Origin of the sequence: Sulfobacillus sp. hq2 (assembly GCF_002903155.1) — a bacterium.
Lineage (GTDB): Bacteria > Bacillota > Sulfobacillia > Sulfobacillales > Sulfobacillaceae > Sulfobacillus > Sulfobacillus thermotolerans.
The window spans coordinates 18613-37412 of record NZ_NWUL01000039.1; the positions used below are offsets into that span (position 1 = coordinate 18613).

The 18800-nt window shown below is 56.9% G+C and carries 19 protein-coding genes; 14 read left to right on the forward strand and 5 right to left on the reverse strand.

What is annotated here, in order from left to right; all coding sequences use genetic code 11:
• Window positions 1–205: 205 nt before the first annotated feature.
• The 3 genes from CO251_RS11540 to CO251_RS11550 form a co-directional block, all read right to left on the reverse strand.
• Window positions 206–775: a site-specific integrase gene (locus tag CO251_RS11540; RefSeq protein ID WP_173677103.1), complete on the reverse strand. Its 570-nt coding sequence runs from the start codon at window positions 773–775 to the stop codon at window positions 206–208.
• A gap of 212 nt (window positions 776–987) precedes the next feature.
• Complete coding sequence (locus tag CO251_RS11545) at window positions 988–1797, reverse strand: 3'-5' exonuclease (protein WP_103375978.1); 810 nt, start codon at window positions 1795–1797, stop codon at window positions 988–990.
• A 43-nt stretch (window positions 1798–1840) separates the two neighbouring features.
• Window positions 1841–2932: a helix-turn-helix domain-containing protein gene (locus CO251_RS11550; protein WP_158246314.1), complete on the reverse strand. Its 1092-nt coding sequence runs from the start codon at window positions 2930–2932 to the stop codon at window positions 1841–1843.
• Between the two features lie 156 nt (window positions 2933–3088).
• On the opposite strand from CO251_RS11550, the gene CO251_RS11560 reads away from it, so the two are divergent.
• The 13 genes from CO251_RS11560 (at window position 3089) to CO251_RS11615 (ending at window position 15241) form a co-directional block, all read left to right on the forward strand.
• On the forward strand, window positions 3089–4099 hold the full coding sequence (locus CO251_RS11560) for a helix-turn-helix domain-containing protein (protein ID WP_242968567.1): 1011 nt from the start codon (window positions 3089–3091) through the stop codon (window positions 4097–4099).
• Window positions 4100–4175: 76 nt separating this feature from the next.
• Complete coding sequence (locus tag CO251_RS11565) at window positions 4176–4895, forward strand: hypothetical protein (protein WP_103375980.1); 720 nt, start codon at window positions 4176–4178, stop codon at window positions 4893–4895.
• Between the two features lie 89 nt (window positions 4896–4984).
• Complete coding sequence (locus CO251_RS11570) at window positions 4985–5740, forward strand: hypothetical protein (protein WP_103375981.1); 756 nt, start codon at window positions 4985–4987, stop codon at window positions 5738–5740.
• Between the two features lie 93 nt (window positions 5741–5833).
• Window positions 5834–6130 carry a hypothetical protein gene (locus tag CO251_RS11575; protein ID WP_146039070.1) on the forward strand — a complete coding sequence of 99 codons (297 nt, stop codon included), beginning with the start codon at window positions 5834–5836 and terminating at the stop codon, window positions 6128–6130.
• Window positions 6123–7817, forward strand: a complete 1695-nt coding sequence (locus CO251_RS11580) for a DEAD/DEAH box helicase (protein WP_242968568.1) — start codon at window positions 6123–6125, stop codon at window positions 7815–7817. Before CO251_RS11575 ends, CO251_RS11580 begins: the two co-directional genes overlap by 8 nt.
• Window positions 7810–7953 (forward strand): hypothetical protein, encoded by a 144-nt coding sequence (locus tag CO251_RS17445; RefSeq protein WP_158246315.1) that lies wholly within the window; start codon window positions 7810–7812, stop codon window positions 7951–7953. The genes CO251_RS11580 and CO251_RS17445 overlap by 8 nt, the downstream gene beginning before the upstream one ends.
• Window positions 7954–7977: 24 nt before the next feature.
• On the forward strand, window positions 7978–9048 hold the full coding sequence (locus CO251_RS11585) for a DNA primase (protein ID WP_103375984.1): 1071 nt from the start codon (window positions 7978–7980) through the stop codon (window positions 9046–9048).
• 303 nt (window positions 9049–9351) lie between these two features.
• The gene (locus CO251_RS11590) at window positions 9352–11685 is read left to right on the forward strand and encodes a DUF927 domain-containing protein (RefSeq protein WP_158246316.1); all 2334 of its coding nucleotides are present in this window, start codon (window positions 9352–9354) and stop codon (window positions 11683–11685) included.
• Window positions 11682–12200, forward strand: a complete 519-nt coding sequence (locus CO251_RS11595) for a hypothetical protein (protein WP_103375986.1) — start codon at window positions 11682–11684, stop codon at window positions 12198–12200. The genes CO251_RS11590 and CO251_RS11595 overlap by 4 nt, the downstream gene beginning before the upstream one ends.
• A gap of 368 nt (window positions 12201–12568) precedes the next feature.
• A complete protein-coding gene (locus tag CO251_RS11600; RefSeq protein WP_103375987.1) occupies window positions 12569–12910 on the forward strand; it encodes a hypothetical protein in 342 nt (113 codons plus the stop codon).
• A 521-nt stretch (window positions 12911–13431) separates the two neighbouring features.
• Window positions 13432–13899 carry a hypothetical protein gene (locus CO251_RS11605; RefSeq protein ID WP_146039071.1) on the forward strand — a complete coding sequence of 156 codons (468 nt, stop codon included), beginning with the start codon at window positions 13432–13434 and terminating at the stop codon, window positions 13897–13899.
• A 21-nt stretch (window positions 13900–13920) separates the two neighbouring features.
• Complete coding sequence (locus tag CO251_RS11610) at window positions 13921–14649, forward strand: hypothetical protein (RefSeq protein WP_146039072.1); 729 nt, start codon at window positions 13921–13923, stop codon at window positions 14647–14649.
• A complete protein-coding gene (locus tag CO251_RS11615; RefSeq protein ID WP_103375990.1) occupies window positions 14642–15241 on the forward strand; it encodes a hypothetical protein in 600 nt (199 codons plus the stop codon). The genes CO251_RS11610 and CO251_RS11615 overlap by 8 nt, the downstream gene beginning before the upstream one ends.
• Window positions 15242–15396: 155 nt before the next feature.
• Here the strand turns inward: CO251_RS11615 and CO251_RS17245 are convergent, their stop codons facing one another.
• Complete coding sequence (locus tag CO251_RS17245) at window positions 15397–15657, reverse strand: hypothetical protein (RefSeq protein WP_146039073.1); 261 nt, start codon at window positions 15655–15657, stop codon at window positions 15397–15399.
• A 1192-nt stretch (window positions 15658–16849) separates the two neighbouring features.
• Window positions 16850–17179 carry a hypothetical protein gene (locus CO251_RS11630; RefSeq protein WP_103375993.1) on the reverse strand — a complete coding sequence of 110 codons (330 nt, stop codon included), beginning with the start codon at window positions 17177–17179 and terminating at the stop codon, window positions 16850–16852.
• Between the two features lie 297 nt (window positions 17180–17476).
• Here CO251_RS11630 and CO251_RS11635 point away from each other — a divergent pair, with 297 nt between their 5' ends.
• On the forward strand, window positions 17477–18430 hold the full coding sequence (locus CO251_RS11635) for an ORF6N domain-containing protein (protein ID WP_103375994.1): 954 nt from the start codon (window positions 17477–17479) through the stop codon (window positions 18428–18430).
• Window positions 18431–18800: the final 370 nt, after the last annotated feature.

Below are 18800 nucleotides of genomic sequence, written 5' to 3' on the forward strand. Positions count from 1 at the left end.
AACACGAGAGATTGCTCAAGGAAATAATAGATGGTGTGTTGTCTATGCGCCATTGTCTTCGAGGATAATTTTTTCATTTGTTCTAATGGCAAACGCATAGCCGATAGTAGGAGAGACTCCGATATCAATAGAAGCAAAAAGTGGCATAATAAACCATCCTTGACTTTATTAGTAACATACCATATCGGTAAGGTCATCCACATTGTTACAAATTCAACCCCAAATAGACTTTATCGCGATCCTCGCGCCGAATGCCAATATACGCCAAAGTCGTCCCCGGACTACTGTGATTCAAAATCTGCTGAATAATGGCGAGATCCACCCCCGAGGTGTACGCGAAATAGCCAAAGGTCTTCCGGAGGGTATGGGTGCCAATCGGATCGGTGAGACCCACAGCGCGGGCGGCATCGCGGAGGATCTGCCAGGCTTGGCCGCGTTGTAACGGGCGGCCATGTTTCCGCGAGGGGAAGAGCGGATCGGAGGGCTTGGCGTCAGGTCGGGTGGCGAGATAGGCGGCCAGGGCTTTTTTGGCCGTGGCGCTCAGGGGAAAGTCTTTCATCTTGCCGGTCTTCTGTTCGGTCATCCGAATGCGTTCCCGCCATTTTGTTGGCGTTTCGCGAACATCGCCCACGGTCAGGTGCAAGAGGTCGCCAATCCGTAAGCCACTGTTAATGCCCAGCGTAAACCAAGCCGCATCGCGCAAGTTTTGCGCCGCCAGAATTTTGCGGACCGCATCGATCTGCCGTTTATCACGGATCGGTTCGACGGTATTCACGAAATTCATCGCTCCTTCACGGGATCACGGTGATCGCAATGGTATCCACTACAAGACTTCTCTGATCGTTATTATAGCCGATTCCCAGCAACCCGTCCTCACTGAGGGGCGCTGAGGCGCGTTCACAGGGAACCCGAACCTTAGATCCCTTGGGCGTTTGCGGGGATTGCCCAGGCTTTTGGTGAATCGAACAGAACTCCATTCTGTCCGATTCACCACCCCGTCTGATCGGGAGCAGGTTCGCAGAGTTGCCCGAGGATTTGAGATCCCGGTTGCCAGCGCGCACGCCATTCGTCCCACGTCGGACCCGATTGCGAGTCCAGCCACGCCGCCACCGAACTTTCGAACGTTGCCATGTGCGTGTCAGTCCACCATCCCCGATGTTCGGCATACCGGGCATACACCAACGTTGTTGTCAGCACATCGCTTTCGCAGTACGTGCGGATCGCATCGAGCTGCCCCGATTGATATAGCGGGAGCACGTGGCTACCATCGACGCCAATCTTCCCCGGAATTCCCAAGATCGCAGCCATTTCGTCGAGTTTCAGCTTGGCGCTGGCTCCGTAGTTGCTCAGGATGTCCATGAGGTCAATGTGCCAGTCTTCATCAAACCGATACCGATAGTTTTGGAATCGACCGGTTCCCGTTTGATAAAAGGCCGGAACGGATACGTGATGCACCATGGCGCGGTAGATCAACACGGGTAAGTCAAACCCGCTGGAATTCCAGCCGACTAATTGTGGGCGGCTTTCAGCAATCACATCAAACATCTTCTTAACGAGTTGCCGCTCGTCCCATGTGCGATGGCCTAAACTGGTTAATCGTCTCATCGCGCCATCGGGCGTAATCCACGCGGCGGCAATCGCCACAATCTGCTGAAAGGCGGGCTTCAACGGTTGCTCATCGAGGTGGGCGTTAGCCACGATCGTTGCATCCGACTCATCACTGGCAGCCCGTTGGAGTTGACGTAAGGCAGTGAGATCTGGGATGGTTTCGAGATCAAAAACGAGAATCGGCTTCATCGACTCGCACTCCTTTGCGTAGTAGGGCTAATCCAGAATCTGGTCAAAACGGCGCATCATCGGAAGACGGGGAGAGGGGTGCGGCATGGTGCAATTGCTTGATGAGCGGAAAAACTACGGCTGACACCGTAGCCAGATGCTCAGGCGACAAGGTGCGTAAGGTGTCGATCAACCGTTGGAGTTCTTTGTCGGTGGACGGGGAATGCGAACTGCTGGCGGGTGGCGCGGGAGGAACGGGAGCCCGAGGGGGGCGCACGGTTTGAATCGCCATGACGACGCCTTGAACGCGGTCTTGAACGGGATCAATGAGGCGGTCTGGATAGGCAGGATTCGCGGCCCGCAACCACCATCGAGGCGCTCCGAGGGGATCGGGTTCCCGAATCAAATACTTGAGGGTGGTTTCGCCATTGACGAGCGCCACGACCATACTTCCGTCAGGGACCTCTTCCCACCCAGCGACGGCTTTGACAATCACTTGATCACCCGCGTGTACCCCTGCGCCGATCATCGAATCGCCTTCGACGTACAGAGCAAAATCTCCTTCAATATCGTCACGCACGAGCGCCGTACCTCGTCGGTCTTCTTGAGCCTCAATCGGAATACCGGCCACAATTTTCCCGAGAATGGGGACTTCACGTAAATGGAGAAGGCTGGGCAAAATTTCGCGCAAGGGACGATCTAGCGTGGTTTCAGCGGGGGATTTTTTCAGCCCGTTCATGAGGTATTTGAGCGGGACCCCATAGGCTTTGGCGATGGCACTTAAGGCATCCAACGGGATCGGCGTCTGCCCGGATTCCCAACCTAGCCAGGTATCCGGAGGAATATTGATACGGCCTGCGGCTTCCTCTACGGTATGGCCTCGTAGTTCGCGTAATTGCCGCAACTTCAATGCAATAGTATCCCAGTTGAGGGTTGGGGATGGGACTGGATCGGTGGGTTCGTCCGTACCCAGCAAGTAATCCGTTGAGACATGGAGAACTTGGGCTACTTGGACAAGCCTCTCAGACGATAGTTTTCGGAGACCTCGCTCGTAGAGGCTGATAGCATTCTGAGATATACCAAGCAATTGACCTAATTCGGATTGGTCCAGACCCCTGCTAGTCCTCGCCATCTTTAGACGCTCGCCTGTGCTCATGAGAATCCTCCCATTCCTTAGTTCTTTAAGGATATTACATTTTGCTATAAATAAAAAGTTTTTTGGAGTAAAAACCATAATGGTGTTGACTCGGGGTTTATGTGGTTTATAATAAAACTATAAACCAAAAAGGTTAGCGAAAGCGAGGCTATCCCCATGAATCCCCTTATCTCCGCTCGTCGTGCCGCCCGTCTCACCCAGCAAGCCTTGGCTCGCAAAGCAGGGGTCGCACAACCAACGTTGTCGCAGCTCGAACACGGCAAACGCGCCGGGAGTCTGCGCACCTACCGGAAACTTGCTCGAGCGTTAGGCGTCCCCCTCGTAGAAATTTTGCCCCAAGATGAAGCCTGGTCGGGCTTCATCTCCGCACCTTCACTCGAGGATCTGTTAGAACCCGTGGTGACCACAGATCTTCCGGTGGGCAACTGGTCGCCAACGCGCCTCATGGACTGGCTGTTGTGCCCCGCCAAAGGCGCATGGAGCACTGGTATCTTTGAACTTCCCCCGGATTTTCGCTGGCCTCACAATGCCCGGGCGGCGGTAGGGAAGGCCACGCACCGTTATGCAGAAAATCGCTTGATGGGGATGTCCCCGGACGATGCACTTATGAACGTCGCCGATCAGACGGTCGGCACGGACCCCGAGACATGGCTCCCCTTCACGGAAGCATGGGATCGGGCGGTGCGCCCGAGCCTTGGTCAGCCCCGCGCCGTGGAACAGCGGATGGAATTCCAAATGGGGGGACACACCATCACCGCCGTCCTCGACGTAGTGGACCAGAGTAGCATGATTCGAGATCTCAAAACGGCACAGCGTCTACCCAACACGACGGCCTCGGCCCGCGAATCGTTGCAAGCTCCGATGTACGTCGCCGGGTGGCACGCGACCACCGGAGAGTGGAGCACCTTCGGACTCGACTACCTGGTGGCGCACAAAGCAGGCGTGGAGCACACCATGATTCCTGTCCCGGTGTCGCAAGCGGACATCATGCGGGTTACGAAGCAACTGGACTACGCCGCTACCCTAGCCCAACGGCCCGAGTCGATCGTTCCCAATCCTCAAACCAAATACGGCTGTAGCACCTGCGCATTTCTCAGCTTGTGCCACACGAAGTTCGGCACCCTCATTACCGAGGACAGCCCTGCGGAGCCCGTCGCTGTCTTGTAAAAGACGGCGGTGGCCTCCCCAGGGAGGGCGATTCCCCCACCATACACTGCACACAACATCAAAGGAGACGAAATCTATGGCAACTGCTACGGAAACGAAGAACACCGCATTGACAGTTTGGGCCAAATTGCCCGCTGGTTATGAATTCCCCGAGCAGGACTTGCGCCCGGAGCGTTACCGCATCAAAGCCCGGGGCTTTGAAGGCCCGGTGGATACCGTGACAAACATGACGGGCGTCATCCTCGCGGTCCGCGAAGCCCGCTGGATGCCGTTTATTGAACTGGATGGAAAAGGGAATGAAATTGAACGCGATCCCGTGCCCACCCAATGCCAGCTCGTGGAACGCGGCGTAGGCGAATGGCACACGGCCCCTTTAGACATCGACGGCCCGGTCGAACGGCGCGAATGTGCCTCGTGTCCCATGAACCGCTGGGGCACGGCAGCCAACGGCGGCAAAGGCAAGGCGTGCCGGGAAAAACGCCTGTTGCTGGTTCTCCGCGATGGAGAAGCGTTGCCCGTCGTGGTGGTGGCCCCGCCCACGTCGCTCTTGAGCGTCGGGCAGTTTGAAACCCGGGCGGCCGCCCGCCGTCTCCGCCTCGGGCAAATCCATGTCAAGTTGTCCACTAGTTATCAGAAATCGGGACAGATGGAGTGGGGCGTGCTGTCTATCGAAGAGCTAGAAATTTTAGACGCCGCCGCGCAGGCCGCGCTCGTGGAGCGCCTTATGGACGGCCCGCTCCACGACTTTTACACCGCGTGGACTCAGCCCCCCGTGCAACAGGATCAAACATTCTAGTCGCGTTCGACTCGGATGCTGCGGACGCCGATGGCGTCCCCGGCACGCGGGCCGTCTCGCGAAATCCACAATACCAGGAGGAAAGACCCATGGCCACCCTGTTTGTCGAACCTACCCCCCAGCCCGTTTCCGCCACCCCTGTTCGGCCCCACGGCAATATTGTGCGAGCGGCCCGGACGGCGGCGCGACGGCGCAAAGAACAAGCCCTCCGAGCAACGTGCAAAGCGATTGTGTCGAAATTTCGCGATGAATACCGAGAAGCCCGTCGCGCCATGACCGAAGAGTTAGGCCGCATGGTGAGCTACGGTCCCCGGGATATCGAGCCCTACCCGGGGACTCGGGCGGGCAAAGCCCCCACCCCGCAACAGATTTACGAGTACTTGTGCCGCACGGCGTGGGTGGACGCAGCGAATCAAGCCCGGCGGCGTGTGGAAGACGGCTGGGAGGCCACCCTGGAAGGATTGCGTTGGGAAGCCATGCGTGCGATCGACGCGGCGTTGTCCGCAGCCGTCAAGGATGCAACCCCCGCACTGAAACGATCGTTGCAACACATCGCACTCAAAGAGTGGTCCCGCGTGGCCCCCGACCTCACCCATCGGGATCGGGATACGCCTGCCGGATCTTCCATGCTCTTCGATGTGAGTTATCCCCGTCAGCACGAAGCCGCCCGACGATTCTGCACTCGGGACGCCGGTCGACCCCCTCTCACACCCCCCGATCCAACCATCGCACAACTCATGAAGGCGGGCACTGATAGTGCGGCGGTCAAGGAGCATGGCGTGTTCAAGGTTGTTTCAAACACCGACTTAGCCGCCCGCGATTTCGCGTTTACCCAAGCTCGGTAATCCCTTATCGGTAATCCCTTAGATAAAGACAAAAAGCAAAGGAGATCGACGACGATGGCCAACCACGTGTTTCGCGCATGGAACGCTCCCGACGTGCAACGACGCACCGTACATCTTGATTCGCACACCGCTCAGCGCATCGCCCGAGCCGCTCAAACCGCCGACGCCCCGCGATCCGAAATCGGTCGCCGGGCCATCGCGGTGGGAGTGAACTTACCCGCCCTGCCCCCGGAAACGGAGGGACGGCGCACCACGATCCTGTACATTTATCTTCCAGCCCCCCTGGACTTGCAGCTCCTTGCACTCGCCAACAAACACCGCATCAGTATAGCCTCCGCTGCCCGCCGATTGATTGCCGCGTATGTCACTCAGGAGGACTCCCGTGAATAACACCTTGCGCCCGTACCAGGAAGCCGCGATTGCCGCCTCGCGCCAATCCTTGACGCAAGGAATCACACGGCAAATCTGGAGCTTAGCGACGGGAACGGGGAAAACCTTCACCGGCACAACCTACGCTCAGCAACGCGGGTTACCCACGCTTTGGTTGGTGCACCGCGATGAATTGGTTCGGCAAGCCGCCGAATCGTTCAGCAAGGGGTGGCCCGAGGCGTCCGTTGGGATCGTCAAGGCCGCCGAAGATGACTACGAAGCCCCGGTGGTGGTTGCCAGCGTTCAAAGCCTGTCGGCCAAAAGGCTGACGCGATGGACTCCGGATCGATTCGGCACCGTGATCGTGGATGAATGTCATCACGCCCCGGCCATCAGCTACCGGAAAATCCTCGACTACCTGCATCCGCAGTTATTATTGGGCTTGACCGCAACCCCGTACCGATCCGACAAAGCCTCACTTGGGGAAGTGTTCGACAAGATCGTGCACAGTTACGGCATCCAAGAAGGGATTCGTGATGGCTATCTGGTGGATATTCGAGCCTTCCGCGTGGAGGGCAAAGCAGACCTTGACGAGGTTCATACGTCAGGAGGGGACTTTAATCAAACCGAACTGAGCCGTGCGCTGAATACCCCTCCGCGCAATCGGCTGATTGTGGATGCGTATCAACAGCACGCAGCAGGGACCCGAGCGATTGGATTTACGGCTGGGGTTCAACACGCTTACAATTTGGCCACAATGTTTCGGGACGCCGGCATTCCCGCTGAGGCTATCGATGGATCCATGCCCCTCGATGATCGGCGGGCTGTGTTAGCCCGGTTAAAAACTGGGGAAACGCTAGTGGTTCTAAATGATTCGGTGTTAAGCGAGGGGTTTGACGAACCCGCCGTGCGCACGGTGATCTTAGCCCGTCCCACCAAGTCGCTTGCGCTATTCACGCAGATGGTGGGTCGGGGGACACGTCCGTCTCCGGAGACTGGCAAAACCCACATGGTGCTGTTGGACATTGTGGACTCGACACGCCGTCACAAGCTAATGACTGTGAAAGACCTGATTGGGTTGCGCAAAGACCCGAAAGATGGCACCAGCGTCGCCGAGCGGATGACTCAGGAGTCCCGGCTGTCAGACGAGGCGGAGCGGTGGCTTACCCGATTGCATTTGCATAGCGAAGACGTCCTGGACCTCTTTGAGTCCCTAACTGACGATCCGGCACCTAGCGTGGACTGGCGCGACTTGCTGGACGACCTGACGACGATTGCCGACGATCCCGATCGGCGCTCCGAGGTCGAACGCTACTATGCCCGCTTTATGCAAAATCCCCTGGACCCCGCGACGGCCCTGCAACAAACGCGCTTGGCGGAGTTCGGCTGGCTGCCCGACATCGCGTCGACGCTCACAAAGTGGGAGGCCAGCTACGCCCTCGACAAGCACCGGGATATTCTGGCTCAATGGTCGGCGCACCGGGCGGGCACATTAGCCCAGCTGATGGGATGGGATCCGCAGCAGGCCCAGGCTGCCATGGCCAACCAGTTGTGGCAGCTGACCCCCGCCACGCCCAAACAACGGGCGCTCCTCCATAGGTTGCACGTGCCCGAGGAATTGATCGTCACGGTCACGAAAGGCGAGGCATCGCAATTGATCGATACCGGGTTGGCAGCTTGGAAAGGAGGGGCTCCCGCTCATGCGTAACGTCAAATTTCGTCGACGACGCTACCGTTTGCGCCCCACGGCGGGACGCGTGTGGACTGGGATCGGAGTGGTTTTAGCCGTCGGCGGCGGCTATGGGCTGTTAGTGTTGTGCTTAGCCGCAGGGCCACACGCCTAAAGACATGCATAGGAGGACAGCGTGATGGCATCAATCCACGATATTCGTCAAACATGGGAACTGGTCGCGGTGCCGGGGTACCTGGTCGAAGTGCGAATACTGCGTCGGGGGGCGCGTCCCGCCGTGGGGCGCTTTACCCACCTCGATCGTTTTGTGCAAGCGGTCACCACGGCCAACGCGCGCCCCGATGTCTCGGGGATCTACGTGACCTTAAACCCGGTAGCTCCTGACGCACCGTGGGTGGGCCCCTTCAATCAGGTGCGCATCGGAGGGAAGGCGGCTCGCGACACGGATGTGGCCTATCGCCGCTGGTTGCTGGTGGACTGTGATCCCGTCCGACCCGCCAAGACCAACGCGACCGTCGCAGAACGAAGGGCGGCATTCACGAAAGCCGGAGACATCGGCAAGGCGCTACGCGCCCTGGGCTGGCCTGATCCGGTGCAAGCGGTGTCGGGCAATGGGGCCCATCTTCTCTATCGGTTGGCCGACTGGCCCAACGACAAACTCACGACCGAACGGGTGCAGTGGATGCTCAAGACGCTGGCGCATCGGTTTACGGATGGCACCGTCGATGTGGACGTGAGTGTGTTCAACGCGAGCCGCATTTCGAAAGTGTATGGGACTGTGCCCAAAAAAGGAGCGCCGTCCGCCGAACGCCCGTGGTGGCCTGCCCAGATCGTCCACCGACCCGACCCCCTCGTGCCCCTGGATCACGAGGGCTGGCGAGTCCTCAGCCGATGGGCTGTCGATCCCGTGCATAAAGTCTGGGTGCCGTCTCGCACTCCACCCCGGGCCTCAGCCTCGTGGACACACCATGTGGAGAGCGTCTGTAATCAATTAGCCGCGTGGGGCTTAGACATTCTGGCAGAACCAATGGTGATGCCCGATGGACGCACAAAAATTCTGGTGACCTGCCCGTGGGAAGCGGAACACAGCGGATCGTCCGGCAAGACCGAGAGTGCCGTGTTTTGGTCCCCTGACGGCACGCTTGGGTACAAATGCCAGCATATGCATTGCGCAGAGCGCCGATGGCGCGATGTGCGGCGCGTGATGGCCCCCACCACGGCCACCACGCGCTCAAGCCGATCCCACTAGCCCCCTAGCACCACTACATGCAGGAGGTGATCTCCGTTGAGACCACACGATGATGATACCATATGCTCGTCCGAGGCGTCACAGGGCAGGGACCCTCTTAACGTGCCGGAGAAGGAAGACCTTTCACGAGAACAGACCCTGTCATTCCCTAGGGATGCCCTGTGGGAGGCGTTCGACACAGACGACGCGAAGACCATGGACCAGTTGGGAGACCCGCCCTCCGTTCTCTCGGAACCAGACGCGCCCGTTTCCGACAACGGGCATAGAGCCCCGGATGGGCCCGAGGAACCGACGAGGGCTCACGTGGAGACACCCGATCTCTTGACGGTGTGGAATGCCACCGCGCTGCCCCAGATTCAGGCGAACCCGGGATTGCTGGTGGATGCGGACATCATTGCCCTCGCGACTGCTATCTACCGCACGGATAATCTCGGATGGTATGAGCTGGCGCGGGGACTGGAAGGCATCAAGGGCTATAAGGCTCGAGAATGGAAGAAGATTATTGCCACCGAAGCCAAACGGCAAGCGGAAGCCGAAACACGGGCCGCGCAACAGGCGCAACGGATTGCCGCATCGTCCCCCTCGGGGCCTCTGGCCCCCGTGACGTTACCGCGTGTCGAAGACATCTGGCCGGACGCCCCCGTGCGGGTGCGGGAGTGGCCCGTGCCGGCCGATCGACGGTTTGACGCAGGGCCACAAGGGGTGGCTCGGAAAGTAGGAGAAGATCCTCTGACGGGGGAGCGGGTGATGACCCCGATTACGTATGTCCCGTTGATGATTATCGGGGGCGCGGAACCCATGGACACCGATGGCGAAGGATGGCTCGAATTATTGTGGCGGGCGGGGGCTGAGTGGAAAGCCGTGTGGCTCCCGCGTAAGCAGGTCATGAGCCTCAAAAACGCGCCGGATACGCTGAACACCCTCAATATTCGCATCGCTCACGATGAAATTAAGGCCGTTTTGAAATGGCTAGAATTGACGGAACAGGTCGGCTTGCAGGCGGGAGTGTGGGGAGATCAGCACCTGACGAACACTCTGGGATGGAAACGGGTGCAGAATGCGTGGGGCTTTATGCTGCCCGAACAATGGATCGGCCCCGCGTTACCGGGCGGCAACGATCACGTCGTGTTCTGGCCCAAGGGTCGGGGCTCAGCGGGGGCCGACCTGTTCAAAGCGCACGGCGACATTGCCGAAGAATCGCGCCTCCTCGCCGACATTCTCGCGGAGATTCCCCAGTTTGCGTGGCTTATGGGGCATGGGGCGGCCGCCCCGTTGCACCGCCGCCTGAGCAGGTTGCATGTGACGGGCAATCTCAACGGGTACGTCGTCGAACTGGCCAGCGCGCAAAGCTCGACGGGGAAAACCTCGTTGACCGCGCTGGCGTTGTCCCCCTGGCGGTCTCCTTATATTCCCATTGCGCAGTATTCGTCGGCCTTTGCCTTGGAACAGCAGTTGCTGGAAACGAACGATCTGCCCACCGCGATCCAAGAATTGCAGGCGGATCAGAAAAGCAAAGTGGACTGGAGTAGTGTCGTCCACATGATCGCGGAAAAAGGGGGACGGGTGCGGGGGCAAAAGACCGGCGGCTACGCCGTGGCCGAAACCCTGCACACCACGCTGTTTGTTGCCAACAACCAAAGTATTCTCAGCATGGTTGGGGATCAGGCGGGAGCCGCCGCCCGCATTTTGTCCTTGAATCACATCATCCCGCAACGGCGGCTCGACGATCCCCGACAATCCGCTCAGCTCAAAACCTTGATCGAAGGATGGATGGCTCGGGTCAGTCAGCATCACGGCCATGGGGGCCGGGCCATGGTCGCCGTCCTTACGACGATGACGGACGCGGATTTACTGAGCCAGTACCAAGCTGCCGAAGCGGTGGTGGATCAGATGCGGGCGGCATGGCCAGCGGCTTCAGGCGAGGTGGCGAAGGTCTTAGGCCGCCAAGCGCATGCCTGGGCGATGGGGTTGTTAGGACTGCGCCTCTTGTTACAGCATGGCTATGGCTGGACGCCCCAAGCCGTGGCCCAGGCCGAAGCGGGCTATCTGGAGGCCATCCAACAGGGGATCTTGCCTGCCAGCGCCTTTGATCAGCAATCCGAAGCCGAACGCTGGTGGGAAACCGCATGCAGTTTATTGAATGAACATGCGATGGAGTTTGCTGGTTTGGAACTCACGGACCGGGACGGGAATGTCATTGCGCCTCGGGCGTACCGAGGACGGTACTTTGCCGACGAAGATCTCATCGGCGTCTTGCCCGAGTGGTTTCAAGGCGAACTCAAGCGCAATGGCCGCAAGGATTTTAAGTCGATTTACACGGAGTGGTGTCGGAAAGGCTGGATGATTCGGGGAGAAGAAAAATTTACCATTGTCAAAAGCATGAAGAAGGTTGGGCAAGTTGCCGTTGCAACACGCTTACTGTGTTTTCGCGCCAGTGCCGTGGGATTTGGGGTGGTATTGCCGGAACCAAACGAGATGCATGACCAAGCCCCGCAGGCTCCGGCCCCCGAACCCCCTGCGGTGATCCCATCGGTCCAAGAGGAACCACCCACGCCGCATGAACTGCAAGAGCCTCTGTCGCCGGCCGCTCTGGTTCGTCGCCTGTATGCCAAACAACAACGCGGAGGTGCGCCATGACAGAATCCCTGAGCGTCGCGCAACAAGCCCAAGCTCTCATGCGTCATCCTGAGCCCACACCGTGGGATCAGGCCGTCGCCGAATCAGTCATCGGGCAAACCGCTCAGGCCATCGCGTCGCGTTTAGTGTGGCCGCGCCACTGGATGGAACAACTGACGCGGATGGCTGATCCTTACGATGAGCAACCGCCCCACCCCCTGATTCGAGCTCTCGACCAGGCACAAACGGCCATTGAAGCGGGGGTGGCCGCCCAGGATCTCCAAGGTGTGGTACTGGGGTGTCGAGCTTGGTGGCTCGCTGCCAAACAGGTGATGCAAGCCGCCCCATCGGGCTATTTTCTTGTGGAACCCGACGAAGCTGCGCCCATCTACGTATTACCCGACGGGGACGCGCCACTGGCCCGTTGGGATGACCTTCTGCACCTTCTCGCCGCGCCGGACCTCCCGCGCCCGGTGCGCCTGCGCTGGTTCAAGGCCGATGGCACGTGCCGCCGTGATGCATGGGCTCCGCGTTAATCTGGGCGTCATGCTTTCCTCCCCCGGACCGTCTGACCCACTTGTGCGTGAAGCCGTTGAGGGATTCACCCTACACCTTTTATGGCTTTCCTGCGTTTAACACCATGTATATATACGGGTCCAAAATAATTTAATTTCGAGATGGAAGGAGCGCTGGAGAAAAAATAAATGGCAAGCGTCGCGTGTAGATGATATGCAACCAGGAAAGTAAGAAAAGAAGGATATAAGGATATATACCTTATATTTATTGCTATGTATGGCTTTCAGGTGATGACGGTGACGGAAGACCGGTCGAGAGGGAACCGACGTGAAAGACGGCAAAAGGGTAAGGAAACAAGACCAAACATTGAGGTAGGAGAGAACTTCTAATGGGATCTTTACGAGAAAGAATTATGATTGTCTCAATGATCGGTGTGGTGGCGATAATGGGATTCGTCGTTCTGCATTTCTATCGAAGCGCTTATCGAATGCAAATTTCATCAGCGCACGCGCGCCAGGATGCGCAAAGACTAATAAGCCCGTTTTTAACAATCAACGGAGGAGGAGATTTTAGCGTGCAGTGGGTCGATTTTTCCGGGCATCTACACCGCGACTATGTTTTGTCGGTATTGGATGTCAATCGACGCGGGCAATTACTGCGTAAATATGTCGTTTACATTAATGGACAAAATGGCACGCCGCGGATATTCCAAGAATTACAGGTGCCTTGAAATTGAACAAAAGGCCCGCTTGACCCCTTCCTCGGCCGCAGGCCAGGAGGGGGTCAAGCGGGCGGCGGCCGGGTGGCAGTTGGCGTGGAGTCGCGGAATACGGTTCTTTGGGTCTCTTTGGCATGGTTATTGTGTTATCACCCCATCGATGATTCGCCGCGCCCAAGACGCATTCCTACCTTATACAAACGGTCGAGCATCCTGTATTTCTCCCTGAATAATGCCACCATGTGACTGATCCATCACGCCTCACATTGTTGGGTCAATGCCATCTCATTCACTGTGGGCATATGTCCTCGATTACGCTATGGATTTCAATCCTTGTATGACACCGTTTGACCGTGGTGTCATTTCTACTCGAATCGTGTCATAGAATAATCCCCGCCGCTTGCAAGGAATGTTTCACAATGTATCGAATTTATAATTTAAGATATTTTCTAAGAGATGAAGGGTAGGGAATCAACATGCATATGTGGAGGAAACTTTCAATCACAGTGGGCTTAGCAGGGTATATCTTATCCATGACACCGATTGTACGGGCCCAATCTAATTCCATAAATACATCTCCGCAAATCATCACGCCTTCCAATTTCAGTTGTACTGTGAATATTGATAACCCGCATGGATCGTCATGGTGGCGCGACCGCGGTCAATCTCGTGTCGCGTCTCATGCATGGATGTCTTGTTCTGCTACGGTAAAAGCCATGCAGGTCACGGCAATCCTTTCGCAAGACGGATCCGTATATTGGCTGGGCAACACATGGATAACAGAAGGCAAGGGTAAACAAAGTGCCTCCAATACTTATCAAATTCCGGCTCCCGGACCCCAAGCGAGTTGGCAATGTCCTTACCCGGGATGGTATAACGAATGGATGTCTCAAGGGGTCGGGTATACAGTATCTTACAATGGGACGGAAGCCATATGGAATTCTACGCCGCCGGATCGGACAGCCATGGTGGCGTGCCCAACTCCTAAACCGGTAGCCTAATTCTCTCGAAAGGAGTCCTGAATGATGAGCGATGCGCAAGAAACCGATTATGTCCGCATATTAATGCTTCATGCATGGGACAACGTGGACACTTTACGGGTAGTGGCACGATTGCAAAACTACAACGTGGGTGAAGATGCGCAACCCCAGCGCCATCCTCCTTGGCAGTTCTTAAATCCGACGGCCTTGTTCGCATTTTTCAATCACTCGGAACCGTGGACGCTCAGGGCGTGGTGGAAAAGTCCCGATGCATGGCGTTATGCGGAGCGAAGTCCCGACGGGGCCGAGGAAGAATATATCACAACGGCCCATCACTGGACCTATCGCGTGAATCATCAGCCACGTGCCTCCGGAACTTATCCGATGCGGGGAACGCCTATCATCTTTAAAGTGGGCAGTCCCCAGTGGACGGCTGAAGCCAATTGCCACCGGCTGGGATGGCTCAATCCCCCGTTGTGGGTGGATTCGATGCACCTGGTCGTTTTAGAACACGGCATGATCCATGGCTATGAGGCCTTTCATCTGGTGGCCTACCCGGACCTGAACGTTATACGCATGCAGCAAGGATTGTTTGACCCCGCGCAAGACCTCGAATGGATAACCGCAGGTCATCTGTTTCAACTATGGGTCAATGCGCAAACCGGATTTTTCCTTCGACTCGCAGCCGAAGCCGATAACGGCCGCGCTTGGGACCTCCTCGTTGATACCCTAGAAATTAATGGCACCATTGGAGCGGATATGTTTGATTAAAGTTCGCCAATTGTCAGGACGCTTAATAAGCAGCCTCGTCTTACTCCTTGCGGGATGTGGAGTGAGTCATCCTTCGTCGTCACCACGTTTGTCTGCCCGGTATTCTGCAGGATTCCCCATCAGAGTACCCTGGGCGGAGATTGTATATGATGGAAGAACCCTGACCGCGCCATTAGTCAGTGCCACGTGGAAAGATAGCCAACACAATTTTAGTAAACTGGCCCCTGCAAAGCGCTATGCGTGGCCATTACGGATCACGCAGAGCCATAATGCACGCATCACAGTGATATGGCATCCCACGATGGAACCCGACATGGTGATGGTCTCGTTCTGGGCACAATCGGCCATCAGCCACACCGGAATCCCGGATAAAAAGCCAAAAATTGTTTGCGAAGTCAATGCCACGTATCCACATCAATCGGATTGTACTTTGACCCCAAGCAAGTTTCAATTGAGAATTCCTCCATACCTCCATCAGCCCCTTTACGTCACGATATCGGCATTATGGGTCCCCGATCACATGCCTCAAAACCCCACAGCGCTTGTACAGCACCAAGCTAAATGGGCGTTGGTACTGATGCCGCACGCCTGATAATGCTTTCGCTTTAACGATGATGCCCGAACGGTGATATGAGACATGTTGAGGCGGCCCGTATGATCCCCAATCCTGATAGAGAAGAATACCGTGGAGCCATGGCGTTTCCTTGGTCGATTGGAAAGCGGCGAAGCTCACAAATCTTCGGAGGATCAGAATCGGGCGGGAGGATGGTGGGCGCTCCCCGGATTTTCTGGCTCCGCGTCTGTCTTCAGATCCTGGACCGCGACAGGCAGGATGCGACGGCAAAAGGTGCGCACGGTGCGGACCAGGGTGCGCCACACCACGTCATGGTGTGCCAATCCCCAATGGCCCAAGCGCCACAACGCATGCGTACGAGAGTCTTTGACCGTATTGGCACGCCACTCGCGGGCTTTGCCCGCGGTTTCCATGGCCCACCCGACGACATTCAACCAATAATACGCCCACGCAAAGACCAGGAGCAGGCGATCCCACCGTTCCGGCGTACTCAGAGTGACGGCATTCCAGGAGAATTCCTCATCGGGATCATTTTTCTGATCGTTAAAGCACTCTGCGGTGGTAAACCGTTGGCCATAGACCCCGATCAGACGGGGGCGTTCCTTCCCACGACCGCGTTTCGTTCAGTGCCAACCCAACCACGCTGGAGGGTGTAAAGAGCGGGTAAAATCCAAAAGCCAAGCCACGCGTGGGTTTGAAGGAAAATTTACACCTGTACCCGCTTTGCCCGCAAAACAATATGTATATATAAAGAGGATTTTTTAATTTTAATTTCGCCGGCTCATCTCTCGCGAAATTAAAATTAAAAAAGCGACCCTATATATATATATATAGATCAAGGGTAAATAGTGTAAAGGTGTAAAGACCCCGCTCAAACCCTTACGCCGCATAAGGTTTTGACCTTTACCCGCAATTTACACCTCGCGCTCTAGCGGGTAAGGGTAGCGTATGAGCATCCGGGAATCGTGCCCGCAATGAACAGTCTGCTACCGTGCGTACTCATGGTCTTGATCCCGGACGCTGTAATCCATCCGGGCCACCGGATGGATGATGGATGACATCACTGCGGCCGAGGCCCCGGGAGCGAAGCCCCCGATCGTGGAGTCGGGACGCCTTGAGAGATTCACTTGCTTATCAACACGAACCTCAAACGCCGAGGAGACTGCTTTGTGGGCTGTGCGGGGGTACGCACAGGGGGCCAATCCCTTGCGGCCCCCTGTTCTGAGTTGCCGACGAAATTCGTACGTAACTCATCTTCTGTGGCAGGAAATTTCTGCGTCGCGTTACTGACGGGCCACGTTGCGTTACTTGTCCACCAGTAACGCTGAAACCCTTGCCCTGTATGTGTTTGAGCCCTGCGTTACTGGTGTTACTGGTTTTTTGCGGATGATATATATATATAGGCGGGATGAATTTAATTTTATTTTGTGAGGGGTCGCAAAACAAAATTAAAAAAGTCGCCCTATATATAGAGAGAGATCATAAGTAACATCAGTAACGACGTACCTCAAACCCTTATGCCACAACGCTTTTGTCGCGTTACTGGTCCGTTAATATTTTGACTCGACCAGTAACGAGCACTCATTGCCGTGCCTTTCTGGGTACGGCAATGAGCAAACGCGGACATCAAATGCGTCGGCGCGTCATCCATCGGGCTAAAGCGTCTGGTTGCGGCAAATGCGCGGTGATGTGCGAGGCCCACCAAGTGTTGATAAGAGCGGGAATCTGGCGCGGCGATGGGATCCGGGTCATAAGGGCCGCGGCCGGGTTAGGCGATAATGCGGGAGCCGATGGAGGGGCCGAGGCCCACGTCAGGCGGACGAGGGCGGGGCTCCGTAGGGGCCGATGATCCAGCGGATCAGGCTCCACAGCGCGGCATTCATAGCGTGGCGGGCGGCATAATTCATGGTGGGCACCTCCCTCGGGGTTCGGGGTGGCTTGACACGGCGCTAGCACTCTTCTATACTCATAATATCACCTGCACGGCGTGACGGTTTTTCGCGCCCTGAGACCCGAAAAATCGTGAAAAATGTGCATCCCCCGGAAACGCTCCGGGGGGTTTTGTGTCTCATATCCTGCACACCGGAAGAGGCCTCCATGCTTTTTGCGTACGTTAGACCAAGCGTCCAAATTTCGGACGCTTGGTCTGGAGCGTCCTCATCATCGAATGCGGCTACGATTCCCGAATGCCACTGAGATCATTTAGATGCGTTGTCGTCGTTTGTCAGAATGGGGAAGGAAGGGAAAAAAGCCATGTCGTATGTTGTCTTGCCTCAGATCGTCCCGCCCACCGCGCTGGAAGTGCGAGAATGGCAGGGCCAGCGGGTCGTCACATTGGCCGATATTGACCGTCTGCATCGCAGGCCAGAAGGGACGGCACGACGTAATTTCAATGAGCATCGGGAACGATTTATTGCAGGAGAAGATTACTTTACGGTGTCCCGTTCTGAGTTGCGTACGAATTTCGTCGGCAACTCAGAAGGCAATCCGAATATCGAAATGATCTTAATCACCGAATCCGGCTATCTCATGATCACCAAATCCCTGACGGACGATTTGGCGTGGCAGATTCAGCGCGGATTGGTCAACACCTATTTTCGGGAGCGGATGAGGGAGGCCCCAAAATCCACGCCTAAACCGACAACTCTGAAATACCTAGCTGAAGTCTTACGGGCCACTACTCGGGGCCTTCCTCCCCAGACGGATGCATGGCCCGTCATGCGGGCGGCCTATCAAGCGGCAGGCATTGATGTACCGGAAACGTTGGAGCACAGTATACTGCCTGCGAAAGCTGCATACCCTGCCGCCCCCCGAGCATCCACCACGGTGGCCACGGACTTGGATAGCCTACGTGCTACTTTGCAAGCCGCGCTTCAGACGGTGGCCGACCGCATTATCGGGTGGCGCAGCCCAGGGCCATGGATCAACGGACAGCATATCGGCATGCTCAAAACGATGGATGGGCGGCAGTATTTGGTATGCGAGCCGACATGGGTGGTCACGGTGTTGCAATCACCTGATGCTCGTGCCAGTAAGCGGGCCATGCGAGCGGCCGGCTGGTTGCGGACGGACAAGGGGCATGCGTTTTCGTGTAACGTTCTTCTGCGCGCTCGCGGGCAGGTGCGGCCCATGATGTGGATCGATCTGGCGGCGGCGGGGCTGGCGTGTGATGACCTGACGCCCCGGCGCGATGGGAATCATGCGTGAGGCACAAGGGATGGGCGCTAGGCGCCCGAAGAACCACAACAGAAAGACGGTGCGATACTGTCGCGTTGCCCGCAGTTGCGGTGTCCGCAGAGTCATGCGCCCCACTACTTTGTTATCAAGGGCGCCACGACGCACGTCGATGTGCACGTTTTGCGATTTGAGACGGGAGAATGCACAGTTGACATCCCCGTCAACGCCCGCAATGCGATGTGGGACGATAATACAACGGTCATGTGCAAGGAATGCCACTGCGAAGGCACGGTGAAGCAGTTTCGTGCGGACCTGCAACAACCCTTGCCTTTCTATGCCTTTGGGTGGTAAACTATGGACATGGAAGAATACTTATCCATTGGCAAGGCGGCAAAGATTC

What these genes read in the sequence shown, in the direction of transcription:
- CO251_RS11545 (WP_103375978.1), bottom strand. Translation starts at nt 1,797, where the DNA reads ATGAAGCCGATTCTCGTTTTTGATCTCGAAACCATCCCAGATCTCACT.
- CO251_RS11550 (WP_158246314.1), bottom strand. Translation starts at nt 2,932, where the DNA reads ATGAGCACAGGCGAGCGTCTAAAGATGGCGAGGACTAGCAGGGGTCTG.
- CO251_RS11560 (WP_242968567.1), top strand. Translation starts at nt 3,089, where the DNA reads ATGAATCCCCTTATCTCCGCTCGTCGTGCCGCCCGTCTCACCCAGCAA.
- CO251_RS11565 (WP_103375980.1), top strand. Translation starts at nt 4,176, where the DNA reads ATGGCAACTGCTACGGAAACGAAGAACACCGCATTGACAGTTTGGGCC.
- CO251_RS11570 (WP_103375981.1), top strand. Translation starts at nt 4,985, where the DNA reads ATGGCCACCCTGTTTGTCGAACCTACCCCCCAGCCCGTTTCCGCCACC.
- CO251_RS17445 (WP_158246315.1), top strand. Translation starts at nt 7,810, where the DNA reads ATGCGTAACGTCAAATTTCGTCGACGACGCTACCGTTTGCGCCCCACG.
- CO251_RS11585 (WP_103375984.1), top strand. Translation starts at nt 7,978, where the DNA reads ATGGCATCAATCCACGATATTCGTCAAACATGGGAACTGGTCGCGGTG.
- CO251_RS11595 (WP_103375986.1), top strand. Translation starts at nt 11,682, where the DNA reads ATGACAGAATCCCTGAGCGTCGCGCAACAAGCCCAAGCTCTCATGCGT.
- CO251_RS11600 (WP_103375987.1), top strand. Translation starts at nt 12,569, where the DNA reads ATGGGATCTTTACGAGAAAGAATTATGATTGTCTCAATGATCGGTGTG.
- CO251_RS11605 (WP_146039071.1), top strand. Translation starts at nt 13,432, where the DNA reads ATGACACCGATTGTACGGGCCCAATCTAATTCCATAAATACATCTCCG.
- CO251_RS11610 (WP_146039072.1), top strand. Translation starts at nt 13,921, where the DNA reads ATGATGAGCGATGCGCAAGAAACCGATTATGTCCGCATATTAATGCTT.
- CO251_RS11635 (WP_103375994.1), top strand. Translation starts at nt 17,477, where the DNA reads ATGTCGTATGTTGTCTTGCCTCAGATCGTCCCGCCCACCGCGCTGGAA.